16 protein-coding genes and 1 pseudogene are annotated in these 18,326 nt (G+C 71.4%); 8 read left to right on the top strand and 9 right to left on the bottom strand.

The window, feature by feature from the left end; translation table 11 throughout:
- The first annotated feature begins 56 nt into the window (after window positions 1-56).
- Window positions 57-497 carry a glutaredoxin domain-containing protein gene (locus tag PS467_RS38955; protein WP_311039240.1) on the top strand — a complete coding sequence of 147 codons (441 nt, stop codon included), beginning with the start codon at window positions 57-59 and terminating at the stop codon, window positions 495-497.
- Window positions 498-506: 9 nt separating this feature from the next.
- Here PS467_RS38955 and PS467_RS38950 read toward each other — a convergent pair whose 3' ends face one another.
- The 4 genes from PS467_RS38950 to PS467_RS38935 form a co-directional block, all read right to left on the bottom strand.
- Entirely contained in the window at window positions 507-1,214 is a 708-nt protein-coding gene (locus PS467_RS38950) for a class I SAM-dependent methyltransferase (RefSeq protein WP_311039239.1), read from the bottom strand.
- A 75-nt stretch (window positions 1,215-1,289) separates the two neighbouring features.
- Window positions 1,290-1,901: a hypothetical protein gene (locus PS467_RS38945; protein ID WP_311039238.1), complete on the bottom strand. Its 612-nt coding sequence runs from the start codon at window positions 1,899-1,901 to the stop codon at window positions 1,290-1,292.
- A 15-nt stretch (window positions 1,902-1,916) separates the two neighbouring features.
- The gene (locus PS467_RS38940) at window positions 1,917-2,504 is read right to left on the bottom strand and encodes a hypothetical protein (RefSeq protein ID WP_311039237.1); all 588 of its coding nucleotides are present in this window, start codon (window positions 2,502-2,504) and stop codon (window positions 1,917-1,919) included.
- Window positions 2,504-4,228, bottom strand: coding sequence for an AbeC-like domain-containing protein (locus tag PS467_RS38935; RefSeq protein ID WP_311039236.1), 1,725 nt, complete (start codon window positions 4,226-4,228; stop codon window positions 2,504-2,506). The genes PS467_RS38940 and PS467_RS38935 overlap by 1 nt, the downstream gene beginning before the upstream one ends.
- 239 nt (window positions 4,229-4,467) lie before the next feature.
- Here PS467_RS38935 and PS467_RS38930 point away from each other — a divergent pair, with 239 nt between their 5' ends.
- Both PS467_RS38930 and PS467_RS38925 read left to right on the top strand, forming a co-directional pair.
- Complete coding sequence (locus PS467_RS38930; RefSeq protein ID WP_311039235.1) at window positions 4,468-4,695, top strand: hypervirulence associated TUDOR domain-containing protein; 228 nt, start codon at window positions 4,468-4,470, stop codon at window positions 4,693-4,695.
- The gene (locus tag PS467_RS38925) at window positions 4,695-5,036 is read left to right on the top strand and encodes a DUF3140 domain-containing protein (RefSeq protein WP_268976375.1); all 342 of its coding nucleotides are present in this window, start codon (window positions 4,695-4,697) and stop codon (window positions 5,034-5,036) included. Before PS467_RS38930 ends, PS467_RS38925 begins: the two co-directional genes overlap by 1 nt.
- A 48-nt stretch (window positions 5,037-5,084) precedes the next feature.
- Here the strand turns inward: PS467_RS38925 and PS467_RS38920 are convergent, their stop codons facing one another.
- Window positions 5,085-5,918 carry an SDR family NAD(P)-dependent oxidoreductase gene (locus PS467_RS38920; protein ID WP_311039234.1) on the bottom strand — a complete coding sequence of 278 codons (834 nt, stop codon included), beginning with the start codon at window positions 5,916-5,918 and terminating at the stop codon, window positions 5,085-5,087.
- A gap of 139 nt (window positions 5,919-6,057) precedes the next feature.
- Between PS467_RS38920 and PS467_RS38915 the strand changes: the two genes are divergently transcribed.
- Window positions 6,058-6,480: a MarR family winged helix-turn-helix transcriptional regulator gene (locus tag PS467_RS38915; protein WP_311039233.1), complete on the top strand. Its 423-nt coding sequence runs from the start codon at window positions 6,058-6,060 to the stop codon at window positions 6,478-6,480.
- A 180-nt stretch (window positions 6,481-6,660) separates the two neighbouring features.
- Here PS467_RS38915 and PS467_RS38910 read toward each other — a convergent pair whose 3' ends face one another.
- From PS467_RS38910 to PS467_RS38900, 3 genes and pseudogenes are all read right to left on the bottom strand, one after another.
- Complete coding sequence (locus PS467_RS38910; protein ID WP_432280693.1) at window positions 6,661-7,062, bottom strand: NAD(P)-dependent oxidoreductase; 402 nt, start codon at window positions 7,060-7,062, stop codon at window positions 6,661-6,663.
- 9 nt (window positions 7,063-7,071) lie between these two features.
- On the bottom strand, window positions 7,072-8,337 hold the full coding sequence (locus tag PS467_RS38905; protein ID WP_311039232.1) for a glucuronyl esterase domain-containing protein: 1,266 nt from the start codon (window positions 8,335-8,337) through the stop codon (window positions 7,072-7,074).
- A 277-nt stretch (window positions 8,338-8,614) separates the two neighbouring features.
- Window positions 8,615-8,731 (bottom strand): annotated as a pseudogene (locus PS467_RS38900) (VOC family protein); the annotation flags it as partial.
- 625 nt (window positions 8,732-9,356) lie between these two features.
- On the opposite strand from PS467_RS38900, the gene PS467_RS38895 reads away from it, so the two are divergent.
- Window positions 9,357-9,791 carry a DUF4231 domain-containing protein gene (locus tag PS467_RS38895; RefSeq protein ID WP_311039231.1) on the top strand — a complete coding sequence of 145 codons (435 nt, stop codon included), beginning with the start codon at window positions 9,357-9,359 and terminating at the stop codon, window positions 9,789-9,791.
- Window positions 9,792-9,870: 79 nt separating this feature from the next.
- Here the strand turns inward: PS467_RS38895 and PS467_RS38890 are convergent, their stop codons facing one another.
- On the bottom strand, window positions 9,871-10,890 hold the full coding sequence (locus tag PS467_RS38890) for a translation initiation factor 2 (RefSeq protein WP_268976368.1): 1,020 nt from the start codon (window positions 10,888-10,890) through the stop codon (window positions 9,871-9,873).
- Between the two features lie 143 nt (window positions 10,891-11,033).
- Between PS467_RS38890 and PS467_RS38885 the strand changes: the two genes are divergently transcribed.
- The 3 genes from PS467_RS38885 to PS467_RS38875 all read left to right on the top strand — a co-directional run bounded on the left by PS467_RS38885 (window position 11,034) and on the right by PS467_RS38875 (window position 18,275).
- Window positions 11,034-15,590 (top strand): hypothetical protein, encoded by a 4,557-nt coding sequence (locus PS467_RS38885; protein ID WP_311039230.1) that lies wholly within the window; start codon window positions 11,034-11,036, stop codon window positions 15,588-15,590.
- A gap of 57 nt (window positions 15,591-15,647) precedes the next feature.
- On the top strand, window positions 15,648-17,048 hold the full coding sequence (locus PS467_RS38880; protein ID WP_311039229.1) for an esterase/lipase family protein: 1,401 nt from the start codon (window positions 15,648-15,650) through the stop codon (window positions 17,046-17,048).
- Window positions 17,049-17,225: 177 nt separating this feature from the next.
- Entirely contained in the window at window positions 17,226-18,275 is a 1,050-nt protein-coding gene (locus tag PS467_RS38875; protein WP_311039228.1) for a zinc-binding alcohol dehydrogenase family protein, read from the top strand.
- Window positions 18,276-18,326 lie beyond the last annotated feature (51 nt).

Here is an 18,326-nt window from a genome sequence, read left to right as displayed (position 1 = left end):
GCCTGAACCGCGGCGCCCGCCCGCAGGTCTCCTCGACATCGATAGCCTGCGTCATCATGACGCGCGCTTGGACCTTGCCCATACTGCTCGTACTCTGCGGCTCAGTCGTCGCGGCCGGCCTGTTCTCCAGCGGGAGCCCCGGCGAGGCCGTAACGCTCCTGCTGGTGTTCGCGCTGCTCGCGGGCGTGAACTCGCCTCTGATCTTCCCGAGGTCGATCGGTGCGCTGGAGGCACAACGCCGCAGCGCGGTCGATGGCCGGCCGGTCGTCTTCTGGCGGTCGGGCTGTCGGTACTGTCTGCGGCTGCGTATCCGGTTGGGCCGCAGGGCCGGCCGGCTGCATTGGGTCGACATCTGGCGTGATCCGGCTGGAGCGGCAGCGGTGCGGGCGGCCAACGACGGCAATGAGACCGTACCGACCGTCCTCGTGGCGGGCCGGCCGCATGTCAACCCCGATCCCGCATGGGTGCGCGCACAGCTCGACGCGGACGGAGGTTGACCGACAAGCTCAGAAGGCGTGGAACTCTTCGAAGGGCGGCTCGAACGACGGATCAGGCAAGCGGATGGCCTGGCACCGGGGCACCGACTCGGCCCGGGGGGCGGCGGCGGCCTTCATCAGGGTTCCGTCGGGGAAGGCGTCGGGGATGACCGTCCACCCCAGGTTCCGCTCGTAGTACCGCAGGGCGGTGCGCACCGACGGCGCCCAGGCGTCATCGATGACGATCAGCCCGCCGGGCCGGACGATCTTGCGAAGATAGTAGAAATCGACGAAGACTTCGTGGAACCGGTGACTGCCGTCCACGAAGGCCGCGTCGGCGACCAGACCCTCGGTGAGGAGTTGCGGGAGCGCGATCGACGAAGGAGCGAGCATGAGCGAGGCGATCGCGTCCAGCCCCGCGGAGCGCAGCAGGTCCCAGCCCGCGTTCGACCACTCACGTTCTTGGAACGGGTCGATGATGATGTGCCGGGGACGCGGCGGGGCGACCGTGACCAGCGCCTCACCGATCGCGAGCGCGGAACTGGCGTAGGCGAGACCGACCTCGACGACCGTCTGCGCGCCCTCGGAGATCAGCACGTCGCGCAGTTGGTCGCAATCGCGCTCGGGCACGGTGACCGTCGGGAAGTCCGCCGCGAAGCCCCGCGTCCACGTCGGCCCTTCCTGCGCGAGCCGGCGGCGTACCTCCCGGACCCGTGTCCTGCGTTCATCCGCTGTCATCGCACCGACCATCCCTCCACGCCAAGAGCGTCGCCGGCCAGGGCGACCGCCACGCGACGGACGCCACCCCGAGGCTCAGCTCGTTCTCCGCATATCGGCTCCGGTGATGACACCGTCGCGCACGGTGTAGGTGCCGGTGAAGCTGCGCTGGGTGCCGTCCGTCTGGAAGGAGACGAGGTCCACGGACACGGTGTCGCCCTGGACGGACACGATGGTGACCTCGTCGCGCTGGGTCTCGGAGAAGCCGGAGACGAACGCGGAATAGCTGTTGTCGAGGTTCTTGCCACCGAGGTTCCAGGCGGTGGTGTAGTCACCCTCGTTAATGGCGTCGAAATAGCTCGTCACCGTGGCGTCCGGCCCGTCGTCGGCCGAAGGGGTCGCCTCGGGGGACGGCCAGTCCGTCGGGGACGGCTCGTCCGTCTCCGGGAACGCGGGCGTCGCCGTCCAGGTGTCCGTCGCCATGTCCGACGGCGTGAGCAGCGGCGCCTCCTGTCGGGGGCTGCCGCCGCCCTGGTGGTGTGCCAACATCCAGATGCCGGTGCCCGCCGCCGCGCACAGCAGCAGCGTGACGATCGCCACGATCAGCAGGCGTTGCGAACCGTCGTCCGGCGGCGGCAGACCGGGGCCGGCCCCGGACGACGACGGGCTCTGCACCCAACGCTGCGCGTTGGCGTCCCAGTTGCTCATGGCGCCCCGCGCTCTCTAGCCGGCCAGTTGGTCGATGGCCTGGACCACGGCGGCGGCCGAAGCGAGCCCCGCCGCGGCCGTGGCACCGAGCGACAACCGGTCCCGCAGCCACTGCAACCGGTCACGGCTCACCTGGCGGGTTTCGGATATCTCCTCCTCCGCCGCGGCCAGTTGGGCGTCCACCGTCGCGACCTCGGCCGTGGGCGCGAGCACGGTCAGCTGCTCGCGCAGCGTGCTGATGGTGGCCTGGAGGTCGGACGATGCGTCGATCACCTGTGTGGCGGCGGACACGGCCTTCGCGCCCTTGCCCGAAGCCACCGCGCCACCGGTCATCGCGCCGATGCCGATGCCGCCGGGGACGGGTGCGGGCGCGGACAGACCCTCGGACGAGGCCGGGAGGGGGGCCGGCGCCCCGATCCGCAGTGAGCGGTCCTCCGCGGACGCTCCTTCCCCGCTCGCCACCACACCACCGGCCAGCAGGCCGATCGAGATCCCTCCCGCACTTCCTGCACTTCCCGCGCTTTCCGCAGAGGGAGTGTGCGCGTCGGTGCGGCCGGCTTCCGCGCTCTGCTCCTCATCCGGTGTTTCCCGGTGTACTGCCATCACTTCTTACCGCCTTCCGTGTGCGCCGCCGAGGCTCCCTCCCCCGTCGCGACCGCACCCCCGCTCATCGCGCCGATGAAGACCCCACCGCCGCTCACGTTCACGACCTGCTGCTCGAAGTCACCGGTCTCGTAGCCGTTCACCCGCAGCGACTCCCGGACGCCGCTCGCGATCCGGTCCTGCACCGTCCTCACATACCGTCTGACGTCCATCTCCTGGAACACCGACAGGTCGGTCGTGCTCCCCAACTCCCGTACGGACGTGGCCGGCGCGTCCGGCAGCGCGCGCCGGGGGTTGGCCAGCCAGGTGCGGAAGACGGCGACGCCGGTACGGATCAGCGACGTTCCGGCGGCGAAGTTCGCGGTCGGGGTCGCGAGCAGACCGCGCACGGCCTCACGCAGGAGGTCGTCCCCGCCCCGCGCCTCGATCACGTCCACGGCCCTGAACTCCGGCCGCACCGGGGTCAGTACGTGCGGTACGACCTCCAGGACGAGCATCCCGCCCTGGGTGTGGACGCGCACCAGCACCGAGACCACGACCTGCTCGTCCCATGCCCCGACCCGGATGCGCAGGAAGTGACGGCGCGCCTCGCCGCCCTCTCCCACGGCCTCGTCGAGGTGCCGCCGGGTGGCGGCCGGATCGTAGGCGACCTCCCAGCGGGCCAGTCCGGACGGCAGATAGACGAATTCCTCGATCTCCAGGGCGCAGAGCCGGTCGCGGCTGGTGGCCGCCGCCGCGGTGCGCAGCTCCTCCAGCCGCGGTTTGATGAGGTCGATGACCTCGCGGCCGGTGAGTCGCGCGCCCCGCCCGGCCGTCGGCTCCGCGCCCTTGTCGTCCTTCGCGGGTGAGGTCCGCTCCTTCAGCTCCATCACCAGCGACCAGGGCTCCCGGTACGGCCGCCCGGCGCCGATGAAGGGCCGGAACGGGTCGTAGATCGTGAGCACCGCATACTGCTCGCGGTCGATGGCCTCGGCGATGCGCCGGTAGCCGGGGGTGGGCGGCACCGTCTCGCGAGGCGCCCGGAAGAACGTCTCCGGGCCCAGCTCATCGCGCATGACGGCCGAGACATGTGCGCGATACGCCCACACGGGCAGCACCAGCAGGAACGGGAACACCACGCTCACCCAGGCGTGGGCGCCGCTGAAGAGTGCGAACAGCGCACTCACCCAGTAGATCAGAGCTATCAACAGGGGCATGAGCGGCAGCAGCATCCGCAACCGCCCACGGGTGGCCCGTTTGACCATGGAGCGGTCGAGGGTGAAGACCGCCACGCCGAGCCCGGTCCCGGAGCGTACGCTTCCCAGGAGGAAGCACACCAGCATGTAGGCCAGCCACCAGGGGACCGGAAGCATCGTCTCCGAACCGACCCCGGCCACGCCGAGCCCGATGAACACGGTCCAGATCGCCAGCAGGACGAGCGCGGTCTCCGCTTCCTTCCGACGGGCGCGCAGCGCGTGCACGAGGACGGGTAACGCGTCGATGCCGAGCGAGGGGGCGATCGGGCGCTCCTCGTGCTGGACCAGCTCCTCGACCACACGGCGGCGATACTCGCTGTCGAAGTAGACGCCCGCGCACAGCAGCCGGGTGGCCTCGGTCCGGATACCGCCCCGCGGCGCGGAGGCCGGCCGAGGCGGCGCGACGGGCTTCCCGGGCGGCGGCGCGTGCCCATGCGCTCGACGGCCCGCCGCATCGTCCGTACCGTGCTCACGCCTCGTATCCGCCATGAGGCCCCCCGCGACATCAGTGCGTGTGTGCCGTGCCCCGGCCACCGGCCCTCGGCCCCCGAGGGAGCCTCGTGAAACATCCACCCACGGGCCAAACCAGAGCTGACACGACTCTACGGGCAACAACGCGCATACCGCCAGGGTCTTTCCATCCGGTGCGCACCAGATCGCCGGGCAATCCGGGGATGCACCCTCGGGCCGCCTGCACGAGTCTGGAAACAGGACGGAAGGAGAGCGTCATGACCAAGAAGGACAAGCCACACAAAGGCGACAAAGTCTCATGGAAGAGCCACGGCCAGGACGTGACCGGAAAGGTCAAGAAGAAGATCACCGGCCGTACCCGGGCAGCCGGCCGGACCGTCGCCGCGTCGGAGGAAGAACCGCAGTACGAGGTGGAAAGCGATACATCCGGTCGCTCGGCCGTGCACAAACCGGGAGCCCTGCGGAAGCGGGGCAAGAGCTCGTGATGGCCGCAAAAGAACGGGGCCACGACCGGGACGACACCCAGAAGGCGTTCAGCGAGGCAGTCAATATGACCGCGGGGGAGCTGGAGAGATGGCTTGACACCGACGAGTCCAAGAGCGTGGGACAGAGCGATGGCGGCGAGAGCGTCGGCCATGCCTCCGGGCGTCGCATCGTCGAGCTTCTGCACACCAGGAAGGCCGACCTGGGCGAGGAGGACATCGCCCATATGCGCAAGGTCGTCGGCTACGTCCACCGGCACATCAAGCAGCGCCCCAGCGGGGACGTCACCGACACCAGATGGCGTTACTCCCTCATGAACTGGGGTCACGACCCGCTGAAGTGATGGGCCGCGTCAGTCCGGGGGCCCGACACTCCGGCGGCCGAGGAGCGGTCACGACCGCGGAGGGGCCACCGGGGCGTCGAGATCGTGGGCGCGGTCGAAGCCCATGGCGCGGTTCAGACGCGCCGTCAGGCGCGTGGCCGTGGTGCGGGGCAGCACCCGGGCGGCCCAGGTGGTCGCGCGGAAGCTCGCACGCCCCGGGTAGGCGTTGACGGCACCCTTGGCGAAGGCGTCGAGGGTCCTGGCCGCGACGCGTCCGGGCGCATCGGTGAACGCCGGCTTCATGGTGGCGGACGTGCCGTCGAAGAACCCCGTGGCGGTGGCCCCGGGATGGGCCGCCATGACCCGCACCCCGGCCCCGCGGAATTCCTCGGCGAGCGCTTCGGTGAAGGACAGCACGAACGCCTTCGTCGCCGCGTAACTCGCCTGGTACGGCATGGACTGGAACGCGGCCGTGGAGGCCACGTTGATGATGCCGCCACTCCCCCGCGCGACCATCCGGCCGCCGAGCTGGTGGCACAGGCTCATCAGAGCCACGACGTTCAGTCCGACGGAGTCGACGTGCCGCGTCAGCGACGAGTCCAGGAACGGGCCGACGGTGCCGGCACCCGCGTTGTTGACCAGCAGATCGATGGTGCGACCCCGCCGGTCCAGCTCCGCGATCAGGCGGGACACCCCGTCGGGGGCCGCGAGGTCGACCGCCTCGGCCGCGGCCTCGACGCCGTACTCCTCCCGGATCGCGTCCGCGACCCGGCGCAGTGCGTCGCCGGAGCGGGCCACGAGCACGGGGCGGGCGCCGCGCCGGGCGAGTTCGCGGGCGTACGCCTCGCCCAGCCCCTTCGAGGCCCCGGTGACGAGGGCGGTGATGCCGGAGTAGCCGTCCATGCGGATCTCTCTTCCTTCTGCGGCCGGGCGCCGTCGGGGCACACCGGGGCAACTGGGCGGTCGAAAGTACTTCGAGGCTCGAAGTACATGGAGCACGGTAACAGCTTCGAGGCTCGAAGCACACTGCTAGCCTCGGACCATGACGAACCAGTCGCTGGAATCGGTGGTGCGCGCCAACCACGAGCTCTTCATGCGCACCGCCGACCGCCTCGCCCGGCCACTCGAGGAGCTGGGGCTCACGCACGCGACGGCGCAGGCCCTGTGGGCGATCGACCCGGACGAGCCCGCGCCGTCCATGAAGGTGCTGGCGGGCCGGCTGTTCTGCAATGCGCCCAATCTCAGCTTCGTCATCAACCAGCTGGTCGACCGCGGGCTCGTCGAGCGCGGCGCGGACCCGGCCGACCGGCGCGCCCGGGTGGCCGTGCTGACCGAGCGGGGCCGGGACGTCCGCGAGCGCGTCGTACGGCTGACGCTCGACCAGAGCCCCTTCGCCGGCTGCGAGCCGGACGAGCTGGACCGCCTGGCCGAAATCCTGCGGCAGGTGCTCGACCGGGCGGACTGAGCGGGTGCCCGACCGGGCGGCTCGACCGAGCGCGCCGAAGGGCCGCCCGGCGCGTCAGGACGCACCAGTGCGGTCGGCGGCGCCGGCCGGGGCGAGAAGCGGCCGGCGGCCGGATTCCGGCGGCGGCCCGAGGGGCGACGCCGCCACCGCACCCGGTCCCGCACCAGCCGCTACCGGCCGCTACCGGCCGTCCTCCCCATTCCGGGCACGAAGCTCCGGTGCACGGCCGACCGACGGGGGCGCGTCCTGGTGGACGACCGTGATGTGGCGCTCGGGTCCGGGCGTCTCGAGCTCGTCGACCACGGCGACGGCCAGGTCCTCGGCGCTGATCCACGACCGGCCGTCGGCGGCGGTGAGCAGGGTGTTCGTGCCGCGCCGGTAGCGGCCGGTGCGGGCACCGGGTTCGAGCAGGGCCGGCGGGCTCAGGTACACCCAGTCGGCGCCGGCGTGGGCCTGGCAGACCCGCAGCTGGGCGACCCCGGCGAGGGCGACGGCCCGGTACTCGGCGGGCACGTACGCGGGGTTGTCGACGACCAGCCGGTCCCGGTCGCCGGTCCCGGTCGTCGGGGCTGCGCAGGGCACCGGTCAGGGTCAGCCGGTGAGGACCGGGGTCTGCCAGTCCCGCCATGCGGACAAGTCGCCGGCCTTCTTGCCCGAGATCCTGAACACGCCGGGGTCGTTGCCCGTCTTCAGCAGGAACTTCTTGAGGTTCTGCTGCAAGGGGGTCTTCCATTCGGACCGGACGGCGCAGTGGGTGCCGTCCTGGATGTCGGACCAGTAGGTGATGTTGTGCTCCGCGCCGAGCGCCTTGTAGACCTCCGCGCCACCCAGGGCCGCCACGCTTCCGGACCTGGCGCCCAGCCAGTCGATGTGGGGGTTCTCCATGATGAACAGTCCCCGCGGTGCGACCATGGCCACGATCTCGTGGGTGTCCACCGGCAGGTTGGCCGGGTTGCCGGTGAACGAGCCGAACGCGTCGCCGAACCACGGCTGTTCGGAGTAGGCGCTGCTCAGCGGCTGTGCCCCGCCCTCTCCCGGAACCCCGCGGTAGAGGGGAACACCAGCGGTGCCCGACTCGATCGGCATGGTCAGGGCGATGCGCTGATCGAACGCGCCGGCCGCGAAGGCGCCCTTTCCGTACCGTGAGCATCCCGTGACGCCGATCGCGTCCGCCCGGAGAATGCCACCGCCCGACTGCTCGACGACGTCGATGATCCGGCTCGCGCCCCAGGCCCAGGCCATGAGCAGCCCGGTACTGCTCGATGAGCCGTAGAGGCTGTAGAAGGCCCCTTGCTTGTTGTTCCGTGGCGTGCCCTCTCGGCCGACGGCGAGGGGGTCGTAGGTGATGACGGCGACACCGGAGGCTTTGATGGTGGCGGTGTCCGCCCCGAAGCCGCCCAGGACGACGACGGCCGGGAAAGGTCCGGAGCCACTGGGCAGCTCGACCTTCGCCGAGAAGCTGGAGCTTCTGCCCTGGTCGGTCACGTTCACGGTGATGCCGGTGCGGGAGACCGTACCCGTGACACCGGCGGGCTTTCCGTGCTTCTCGCCGTAGACGAACCTCTCCCCCAGTTTCTTGATCTCAGCCCGTCGGCACCGCCAGTCGGACGTGGCGGAGATGCGCGTACCGTCCAGCCTGGTGAAGGGATCGGGAAGCTTGGAGTTGGCGGTCACGGCGCCCGGGTCGGGCACCGCGCAGTCGGCACCGTCGTCCTCGACACCGGGCCGCACGTACGCGTCGGCCCTGAGGCCGTCGGCGACGCCTGCCGGTGTGTCGAGGGCGGTGGCTGTCAGGCTCGCGACGGCCAGGAAGACCGCGACTGCCCATGCCCGGGGCCGATGTCGATGAATGCGCATGGAGGACCTCCATGGGAAGGCGCGCGGTCCCGGCGGGCGATGGCCCCGGCCGGACGGCCTGGAGTCAGGGACACGCCGGTGCACGCCAGATGGTGGGACGTGCGCGGACACACGATGCCTCGAAGCCGCCCCCAGACCTCGATCGCGGCCCGTCATACGCCGTGGGAGCGCTCCCACTCTAGGAGCGGGCCGTGAGGCCGACAACACCCGGAACGCGGGGCCTGGAAGTTGGCCGTTTTTCTTCCTCCGGCCACGCCGGTACGGCGGCGTGGGCCGGTCAGCCGTCGGCGATACCGGTGCCGCTGAGAGCGGGCACGAGGTACTCCGGATGGGCCAGGGAGCGGGCGCCGGCCCGGAACTGGGCGAGCGTGTCGACGATGGTCCGGCCGACCGGGATGCCTGCCCGCCCGGTCGTACGCGCCGTACGTGATGTGGTCCTCGGCGACGAGCAGCACCACCCAGGAGTCGCCCCGCTCCCACACCTGGAACCTGTCCCCAGGGACTGGTACGCGCCCTCGGGCAGCGGGGCGCCGAGCCGGGTGCGGAGCATCCCGGACACCCGACGGTACTGGGCCGCGAAGTCCTCGGCCGCGGCTTCGGGGCCCACATCGGGCCGAGTGTGGAAGGTGCCGAACCCGTTGTCCCACTCCTCCCGGTCCACCGGATCGGTGACATACGCGAAGGGGTGCTCTATGAAGCACCCCCGTGCGGCGGTCGGGTGATCGCAGGCCACGGCGGGGTCCGGGGGCTTCGCCGTCACACCAGCCGGTGCGCGCGAACGCGTCCTCGAAGGCCCGCAGGCTCCAGGGCAGGTCCGCAAATTCGATCATCCGGTCCACCAGGGTGTCGCCGAAGGGCAGCAGTAGCATCGCCATGGCCGCACGCGCTGTGGATCGGGCATGAGGCTGCCGATGTGCCCTCATCTGTGGGCGTACGCCGGATAGGCCAGGGGTAGAGGGCAGTCGAAGACAGCGACTGCGTGTGCCGCGCGATGTCCATGGGCGGAATGGGGGAGACAGGTGAGCGCACAGACGGCCGGGGGCGGCGGGGGTGGGCCGGAGACCGGGGCGGACGGGCTACAGGAGGAGCTGTCCGCCGAAATACATCGGGAGATGCGGCGGTGGCGGGTGGCCACGGTCAACTACGGGGTGACCTACTACCTGTCGCGCATTCTGCTCATCGTCGCCAGCGCCGTCGTGGCAGCCGACCAGAATCTCAGTGACGGCAAAGGGAGCTTCCTGGTCGCGTGGGTGCCGGCGTTGGCCCTGGCCGTGGCCGTGCTCACCGCGCTCGACACCTGGCTCAAACCCCAGCAGAAGTGGCAGGGCTTCATGGAATCCCGGGACACATTGGCCGATCTGATGGTCCGGAGCAAGCATGGCCTGACCGCCGAGGAAGTCCGTGAGGAGTTCACGGCGCTGCGCCGTCAGCACCGGGAGAAGAACATCTTCTGACGGATCTGACGGATCTCACAGATGGCAGCACGGCTGCGGGAGACGACCGTTCGGGCGTCACCGGGGCGGCCCGCGCGGATCAGCGTCCTGGTGCGGTGGCGAGGCGGGCGAGGGCGCGCCGCTCGGCCGCCTCGACGTCCAGCCGGCCGGAAGGATTCCCGCCTCGGGCGATGACGGCGCCACGGACCAGCGCCAGATAGAAGAGCGCCGGCGCACACGGTGTCCACTCCTCCTCCGGCCTGCTGAGGATGAAGTCCAGCACGCTGTCCGGGTCGGCGGACACGAACTCGTGGCCCGCGTGCTCCCACTTGTCCTCCACCCCGCGGGCGCGCCGGGCCAGCAGGTCGTCCGCGGTGAGATCCTTCAACACCGCCCGGAAGAACGCCGCCCACTGGTGGTTGCTCAGGTCCAGGGCGAAGGCCAGCAACTCCAGCTCCACCGCGTCGTCCGCCTGGATCGCCAACTCCTCGCGCAGCGCCCGGCGCGCCACCGCGTGCAGGCTGATGCGGGAGCCGTCCTCGGGCACGTCATGGATGCTGGCGAGCCCTTCGTTCGCGGAGGAGTTCCAGTGATCGGTATACCGGCCGGAGACCTGCGCGCTCCGGCGGGAGAAGACCATCTTCCGGTCCGGCTCCGTCTCCACGGCGATGTTCACCCCGAAACTGCAGGACAGGAACGGTTCCACGGTCACCGGATCGGTGTTCTCCAGATACTGGGTGCGCAGTGTCTCGGCCGAGCCTTCCCGAAGTGGCCGGTCGAGGTTGTGCGACGTGGCGAGGAAGTCGAAGTAGTCGGCATCGCACAGCTGCATCCGGACGACGGGTTCCTCACGCTCGTGCGTACGTGCGATCTCCACGCTCTCCACCGCGAAGCGGGGATTGTTCCAGCGGTGGGGCAGCCCTGCCGCTTCCTTGCGGGCTTCCCGCTCCGCGGTCTCGTCCCGCCAGCGTTGCACGACCGCGGGCAGCTTGACCCGTCGGCGTCCGCGCTCGTACAGGATGTGCACGTTCTCCTCGAGGATGGCCCGGGTGCCGTCTCCCTCGAAGACGTGGCAGTCGGTGGTCCGGGATCCCACGACGAACTTGTCCCGCTGCGCCATCCGCTCTCCTTCGTCCGCCCTGCCGGTCCTGCCGCCGGGGCGAGCCTCGCGTCACGCTCGTTCCTCCCGAATACTCCCCCATCCGCGGCCGGATGGGTAACTATGGTTCTCGACCTATTTCGTACATAGTGGTGTTTGCCGCCATGGAGACGGTCCGGGCGCCGGGGGTGGGTGTGGAGTCGGAAGGCGTGGTCGCCGCCGTAGTGGTGGACCGTTACGCGGGCGGCGGCCAGGGGCGTCAAGACCGGCACCAACTGCGGGTGACCGCCGGCTCCTTCCTTGACGTGGCAGCCCGGCTCGGCTTCACCGCACCCCCGTTGCGCAACACCGGCGGTGGCGTCGCCGCGGGCGAGCCGGGCGGCCCGGCGGCCGGCACCACGCGGGCCGAGATCGAGGCCACCGTGCGCCGGCTGCGCGCCCACCCCGCCACCCGCAAGATCCTCTACTGGACCGGTCACGGTGAGAAGGCCGACGACGACCGCTATCACCTGGCGTGCCAGGACAGTTATCCGGACGGCGGGACGTTCGATCCCCGTACCGCCGTCACCGCCGCCGAGCTGATCTCCTGGCTCGCCGACGACCCGGCGGACATCCTGTTGATCCTGGACGCCTGCTTCGCCGGCGCGGCTCTGGCCCAGACGGTCAACGAGTTGGACGCGTTGCTCCGCAAGCGCGGTGGGGCCGGCGGTTTCGCCGTCGTGGCCACCGCCTCGGAGGATCAGCGGGCCGCCGAAGGGCGGTGGGTCACCGAACTGACCGCCCTCTTCGACGAGGCGGGCCTGGAGCTGTACGGCCACCGGCTCTTCGACCGGGAGACGCCGTATCTCTTCTTCGGGCCCTTGATGCGCGCGGTGGACGACCGTGCGCGGTGGGACGCCAGCCAGGAGCCGCTGGCCAGGGAGCTGCGGCCGCTGCGGCTCAACTTCTTCCACAATCCCTACCGGTCGGAGACCGCCAAACCGGCCTCCCGTCCACCGGACGACGAGACCTGGATCGGCGAAGAGCTGCGGGACGAGACCCTGCCGGTGTTCGCGGGCGAGGCCGCCGACTGGGAGCTACGCGACTTCGCCCCGCGCGAGACCGTCCTGGACACCGTGGTCACCTGGCTGGGCACCCGCAGCTCGGGCCTGTTGACCGTGACCGGCGCATGGGGAGCGGGCAAGTCGGCGCTGCTGACCTATCTGGCCCATCTGACCACCCCGGGGTTCGTCGCGTCGCTGCCTGCCGACCGGCGGCCGGGCAGCCAGCCCGGACTCAACTCCATCCATGCCGCGATCCACTGTCGCGGCAAGACGCTCGCGGCGGTCTGCCAGGAGCTGTGCCACCGACTGCTACCGCTCGGTCTGGCGCTGCCCGGCCCCCTCGGTTCCGTATCACCGGCCGCCTCCGTGGAAGCAGTCGTCAAGGTGGCGAAACGCAAGGGCAGCCTGACGCTGCTCTTCGACGGCCTGGACGAGGCCGCCGCCGGCCATCCCCTGGACATCGCCCGCCAACTGCTGAACCGGCTGGCGGTCGACCCCGCGGTCAAGGTGGTGGTCGGTACCAGGGCCGACGCGCGCCGCCACCTGCCGGGCGGCCCACCTGCCGAATCCCTGCGCGACGCACTGGACAGCACCCACACGGTGGTACTGGACGAGTTACCGGAGACCGAGAGCGATATCGCCGGCCATGTCGAGCAGCTGCTCCGACGGGCGGGCTTCGGAGAACGGACGGTGGACGGCGGACGGCGGCTGGCCGCCGTGGCCCGGCACATCGCCCGAGAGAGCAACGGCATCTTCCTGGTGGCCACGCTGTGGGCGCGCCGGGTGGCCCGCCGCGGCGGCCTGCCGGACGGTCCTGGGGAACTCGACGCCGACCGGGAGGTCGGCACGATGGGTCTGGGGCGGCTGTTCGCCGAGGAGCTGGAGCTGCTGGACCCGGAGGATCCCGACCGCATCCGCGATGTGCTGCGCCCGCTCGCGCTGGCGGAGGGACACGGCCTGCCCCAGCCCGGCGTCTGGCTCGCCATCGCCAACGCGGTACGGCTCTCCTCCCGGCGGGAGTACACCGAGCGGGACCTGAAGCATGTGCTGGATGCCGCCCGGGGCGCACCGGTGGTCCGTGGCCGGGAGGCCGGCCGGGACGTCTACCGGCTGGCGCACCCCAGCTTCGGCGGACAGCTGGTCGGGCGGGACGCCGATCCCCGGCGCCTGCACCGCGCGGTGTGCCGGGCGCTGCGCCCGGCGCCGGACACGGGCTGGGCCGGGGCGGACCCCTATGTGCTGACCCACCTGGCCACTCATGCCGCGCTGGCCGGCGATGACAGCCTCGCCGATCTGGTCGAGGACGACGCCTTCGTCGTCTACGCCGACCCCGACGTCCTCGAGCCACTGGTCGCCTCACAACTCGACGTGACCACCCGGTCGGTGCTCTATCTGCGGGTGGCCGGACACTTTCGCGCACGCCCCGATCCCCTCGCGCGGTGGGCGATGCTGCGCGCCACCGCGCTGGTCACCGCGGCGCAGGAGCTGCTGCCGGCCCTGACGCATCCACCCGAGCTGTTCTGGCAGGACCTGTGGACGAGCGCGCGCCCCCTGCCGCTCGGGCGCGGTTGGCCTGCCCCGGAGGGCGGTGCCTTCGCCGTGGCCTGGGAGGATTCCTCGGACGGGCTGGTGCACGCGGCGGGGGTCGGGGAGATCCGGTCCTGGGGAGCGGACGGCCGGGAGTACCGGGGCCGGGCCCTCCCCCGCCCGGCCGGCCGGGTGGCGCCCGGACCGCTGCGCGGACTGGCGGTGGCACCGGGCGGAGCGATTCCCGGTGCCCCTCCCGGAACAGTGGCCGGGAAGGTGATCGCCGCGCATGACGGACACGCCGTCCATGTGTGGCAGGGCAGTGCGCGCTGGCCCACGGAACGGTTCTACTGGGGCGGGGCACCGGAGGCGGTGTGCGCCGTACGGTGCGGAGCCACGGTCTACGTGGCCGCGGTGGACGGCGACGGGCTGTGGCTGTGGCGCTGGCCGGCCGACGTGCCTCCGGACCACGAGACCATCCGGCACGTCCGGCTACCCGGAAACGTGTACGACGCGGTCCTGCTGACGGTGGACCACGAGGTCCTCGCCGTGCTCGGCGACCCCGATGGCGTGACGCTGTGGGACGTCACGGCCCGCGCCTCCCGGCCCGGCAGCGGCGTCCTCCAGCTGGGCGCGCGTCGGGACGGCCGCCCGGCCCGCGCGGTGGCGGCGATGGCCTCCACCGACGGCACGGGAGGCTGGATCGCCGCCGCGGGCGGCGGCGCGCTGCGCGTCTGGCAGCTGCCGGACTTCCTGGACCCGGCCCAGAAGGACGACGTCGGGCCGGTGCTGAGCGCGCCCACCAGCGGGCAGCGCGCCGTGGCTTTGGGACACAGTCCGCACGGCGTGCTGGCCGGGGTGCGGGAAGGACGCGACGTCCGCCTGTGGAGCCTGTCCGGTACCGAGCACACCCCGCTGCCCGGGGACGAACAGCAGCCTTCGCTGGCATTCGACCCCGCGGGCAGCGGGCGGCTGCTGGTCGCCGACGGGATTCAGGTACGGCTGTGGGATCCTCCCGCCGCTGACGAGGCCGCGCCGGATGCCCCGGACGTTCGCGATGCCCCGGACGTTCGCGATGCCCCGGACGTTCGCGGCCACGGAACCGAGGGCGGGCGACCGCTCCTGCGTATGGCCTCTGGTTCCGACTCCGACGGGCACCTGCTCTGCCGGGCCCGGGGCCGTGAGGTGCTGGCGACCCTGCACGGCCCCGCCGGCCGGCTGCCGGGTCCGCGCGCCGCGCGGTTGCGCCTCCGCGACGACAGAGGCGACAGCGACGACGAGTTCACCGCGCTCGCCGCCACCCGGGTCCGCGACGGCTGGTTGGTCGCCACCGTGGTGCGCCGGACGACGTCCCTCTGGCATCTGCCGCCACGGCTGGAGGGCCCGCCCCTCGTCCGGCCCACGGCCGTACTCGATCTGGGCGGTCAGGACGATGTGCTGGTGGGTGCCGTGGACCTGCACGCCACGGGGGCGGGCACGGTCCGGCTGTTCGCTTCCGGTACCCAGTGCGTACGGGTCTGGGAATGCCGCGGACAGGACTGGGGCAACTGGCGGGAAGCGCCCGAGACCTGGCCGTTCACCACGGCCGCGACCGCGCAGCAGGTGGCTGTGCGGGCTGTGCCCGGCGGGCCGGCCTGGCTGTACGCGGCCGGGGGCGAGTCCGTCCGGGTCTGGAACCTGCCCGACCGGGGACCGGCGCCGTACGGTATCGACCCCTCGGAGCGGTCGGCCACCGCGTTCGGGGTACTGCGGGACACCGGACAGGGCCATCCCGTGGTGGCCTACACAGCCGGTGGCCAGGTATGGATCGCGGAGTGCCTCTCCGACTCGCCCGCGCACGAGCCTCTGGCCGGACCGCCGGTGGCCGCGCAGGGGCTGACCTTCGCCGGCCCGCCGGAGCGGCCGTTGCTGCTGGGCTGGCGCAAGGAGTCCGGCCGGATACATGTGTGGGACGTGTGGGACAACAGGCGGCTGCCGGACATCGAACACCGCGGCTACGAGGTGGACGACGTGGCCTCTGTCCACAGCGCGGCGGGGGTGACTCTCATGATCCAGGGCGGAGTCCAGGACCGAGCGCGGTGCGATCAGGTGCTCCTCCCGGCCGATCGTCTCGCTGACCTGCTCGGCACCCCACCGAGGCAGCTGGTCTGAAGACCCCGGCCGCGACGACAGACGACCGAAGAGGAAAGAAGAGGAAAAGGGGCGGGCGTGCGACACGATTTGGTGGTCATCGTTCCCGGCATCATGGGCACGTCCTTGCTGCACGAGGGCAGGGACGTCTGGAACCTCACGCCCGAGGCGCTCGCCGGGCTGCTGCGACCGAGCAAGCTCCGCAGACGCCTCATGCTTCAGGAGGGCATCGAGGACGGCGACCCGGAGGGCGAGTCCGCCCTGAGCCCGGGGGACACGATCGAGGCACCTCGGGTCCTGCCCGGCCTCGTTTCCCATCTGGGATACCGCGATCTGCTGAAGGGCCTGGACATCCAGCCGCCCGAGCGCCTGGCGGTCTTCCGCTACGACTGGCGGCTGTCCAACCGGAACTCGGCGGAGAAGCTCCGGGCGTTCGTCGAGCGGCGTTTGGCTCAGTGGCGGGAGCGGATCGACCGCGGCCGGCATCCGGACGCGGACGATCCCAAGGTCGTCTTCTTATGCCGCTCCATGGGCGGTCTGGTGGTGAAGTACTACCTCGAGTGCCTGGGCGGCCGGGAGATCACCCGGACGGTCGCCACGCTCGGCACCCCGCACCAAGGCAGCGCCAAGGCGATCCGCTTCCTGACGGGCCGGTTCGTGCAGGGGACACCCCGGTGGATCAGCGAGTCGCTCGCGGAGATCTGTGGGAGCTTCCCCTCGCTCGGTCAACTCCTGCCGAGCTACCGGGCGGTGGTGACCGAGAGCCCACGGCCGCGGCCGCTCAACGCCACCGGTATCGCGGACCGGTTGAGCCTCCCGACGGCCACCGTCGAGGACATGTTCCGCTTTCATGAGCAGATCAGGAACGCCCGGTCCCGCAACGACCAGGCGGAGAAGCCCGGCTACCGCCTCGTCCCGCTGGGCGGGCACGGACTGCGTACCGTGCACGGGGTGTCCGTGGTGGGCGACCGGATCCGCTTCCTCCATGCCTTCGACGACACACGCGACTGGCAGGGCGACTCCACCGTCCCCACGATCTCCGCCACGCCGGCCGAGCTGGAGTCCACCGTGTACACGCACTGGTTTCCCTTCCGCCACGCCACGCTGGCCAACGAGGGGCCGGTTCTGGCCGCCCTGCGCGAGATCTGCCAGAGCGTCGAGGTCAGGAAATACCTGGCGTCGGACGCGGAGTTCGCCGTCGACCTGCCCGACCTGGCCGTGGCGGGGGAACCGATGGAGATCACCACCCCGGACGCGGACCCCGCCCTGGCGCTCAGGGCCCGTCTGCTGTCCCCGGACGGCCGCCAGACGCTCGCCGACGAACCACTGCAACCCGACGGGCAGGGCGGTCTGCGGTGCGAGCTGCGGGCACCGGCCGGCTTGTGGACGGTGGAAGTGCGCTCGCGGAAGCACGGCGTGGGCCACCGGGACGCCGTCCTGGTCACCGGGGCCGATGCCGCCGCCTCGGTCTCACCGTGAGCGAGGCCGACGGCCGTTCGTATCGATGGCGAGAGGCCGATGCGGCCGATGGGACACGGCTCCACCACACCTCGAAGTAGGCGTTGACTAGTTTCTAGACGGTGTCTAGTCTGCGGATGCGGCGTGCGTGCTGCGACGACGCGGCCCAGCGATCACATAGCGGAAAGAGACCCGAAGATGACCGATCAGAACATCGCCCTGTGGCTGCCGAAACGAGGCGCACGCTTCGAGGTGGGGCCCGCCCCGTACACGCCACCGGCAGCGGGCGAGGTCGTCGTTCGAGCGCGGGCCATCGCCGTGAACCCCATCGACGGCATGCAGGGCTTCCTGTACCGCGTGGTCCTGCCCTGGCTGACCTTCCCCGCCGTCGTGGGCTCGGACGTCGCCGGCGAGGTTGTCGAGGTCGGCACCGGCGTGACGCGGCTGCGACCGGGCGATCGCGTCCTCGGACACGCGTTCGGCGTCGAGAAGTCGCAGAACCGCGCGGCGGAGGGCGCCTTCCAGCACTACGTCGTGCTCATGGAGCACATGGTCTCCCCCATCCCCGACTCACTGTCCTTCGAGCAGGCGGCCGTGCTGCCGCTGACGCTCTCGACCGCTGCGACCGGCATGTTCCAGCAGGACCACCTCGGGCTGGCGATGCCCGGCGCCGACCCCGTCGACCGGTCGGAGACGGTGCTCGTGTGGGGCGGTTCGACGAGCGTCGGCAGCAACGCGATCCAGCTCGCCCGCAACGCCGGCTACCGGGTCGTGACGACCGCGTCACCGCACAACTTCGACTTCGTCCGGTCGCTGGGCGCAGCCGAGGCGGTCGACCGCCGCAGCCCCACCGCCGTCGAGGACATCGTGGAGCGGATCGGCGACAGTCCGCTCGCGGGCACGCTCGCGATCGGATTCGGGTCGCTCCGGAAGGCGATCGCGATCGCGGCCCGGACCACGGGCAGCAAGCGGGTCGCCTCGGCACAGCCCGCACTGCTCGCACGCATCGAGGGATGGCGGGCGCCGCGACACGGAGTGCGGGTGAGCGGCATCTGGGGCGGCACCCTGAAGGACAACGAGGTCGGACCGGCGATCTACGTCGACTTCCTCCCGACCGCGCTCGCCACCGGCGTCTACCAGGCCGCACCGGACGCGACCGTCGTCGGCCACGGACTCGACCGCATCCCCGATGCCCTGCGGCAGCTCCGGGACGGCGTCTCCGCGAAGAAGCTCGTCGTCACCGTCTGAGCCGGCGCAACCAGCGCCGGGGAGCCGACCGGACACGTGCGGGCGCGGTCG

This window comes from Streptomyces luomodiensis (assembly GCF_031679605.1).
Classification (GTDB): Bacteria; Actinomycetota; Actinomycetes; order Streptomycetales; family Streptomycetaceae; genus Streptomyces; species Streptomyces luomodiensis.
This window is presented reverse-complemented; position numbering and strand designations above follow the sequence as displayed.

Excerpts from the sequence above, each read along its gene's own strand:
- PS467_RS38930 (WP_311039235.1), top strand. The coding sequence starts at position 4,468 with ATGACCAAGAAGGACAAGCCACACAAAGGCGACAAAGTCTCATGGAAG.
- PS467_RS38885 (WP_311039230.1), top strand. The coding sequence starts at position 11,034 with ATGGAGACGGTCCGGGCGCCGGGGGTGGGTGTGGAGTCGGAAGGCGTG.
- PS467_RS38920 (WP_311039234.1), bottom strand. The coding sequence starts at position 5,918 with ATGGACGGCTACTCCGGCATCACCGCCCTCGTCACCGGGGCCTCGAAG.
- PS467_RS38950 (WP_311039239.1), bottom strand. The coding sequence starts at position 1,214 with ATGACAGCGGATGAACGCAGGACACGGGTCCGGGAGGTACGCCGCCGG.
- PS467_RS38955 (WP_311039240.1), top strand. The coding sequence starts at position 57 with ATGACGCGCGCTTGGACCTTGCCCATACTGCTCGTACTCTGCGGCTCA.
- PS467_RS38940 (WP_311039237.1), bottom strand. The coding sequence starts at position 2,504 with ATGGCAGTACACCGGGAAACACCGGATGAGGAGCAGAGCGCGGAAGCC.
- PS467_RS38890 (WP_268976368.1), bottom strand. The coding sequence starts at position 10,890 with ATGGCGCAGCGGGACAAGTTCGTCGTGGGATCCCGGACCACCGACTGC.
- PS467_RS38945 (WP_311039238.1), bottom strand. The coding sequence starts at position 1,901 with ATGAGCAACTGGGACGCCAACGCGCAGCGTTGGGTGCAGAGCCCGTCG.
- PS467_RS38915 (WP_311039233.1), top strand. The coding sequence starts at position 6,058 with ATGACGAACCAGTCGCTGGAATCGGTGGTGCGCGCCAACCACGAGCTC.
- PS467_RS38925 (WP_268976375.1), top strand. The coding sequence starts at position 4,695 with ATGGCCGCAAAAGAACGGGGCCACGACCGGGACGACACCCAGAAGGCG.
- PS467_RS38875 (WP_311039228.1), top strand. The coding sequence starts at position 17,226 with ATGACCGATCAGAACATCGCCCTGTGGCTGCCGAAACGAGGCGCACGC.
- PS467_RS38935 (WP_311039236.1), bottom strand. The coding sequence starts at position 4,228 with ATGGCGGATACGAGGCGTGAGCACGGTACGGACGATGCGGCGGGCCGT.
- PS467_RS38905 (WP_311039232.1), bottom strand. The coding sequence starts at position 8,337 with ATGCGCATTCATCGACATCGGCCCCGGGCATGGGCAGTCGCGGTCTTC.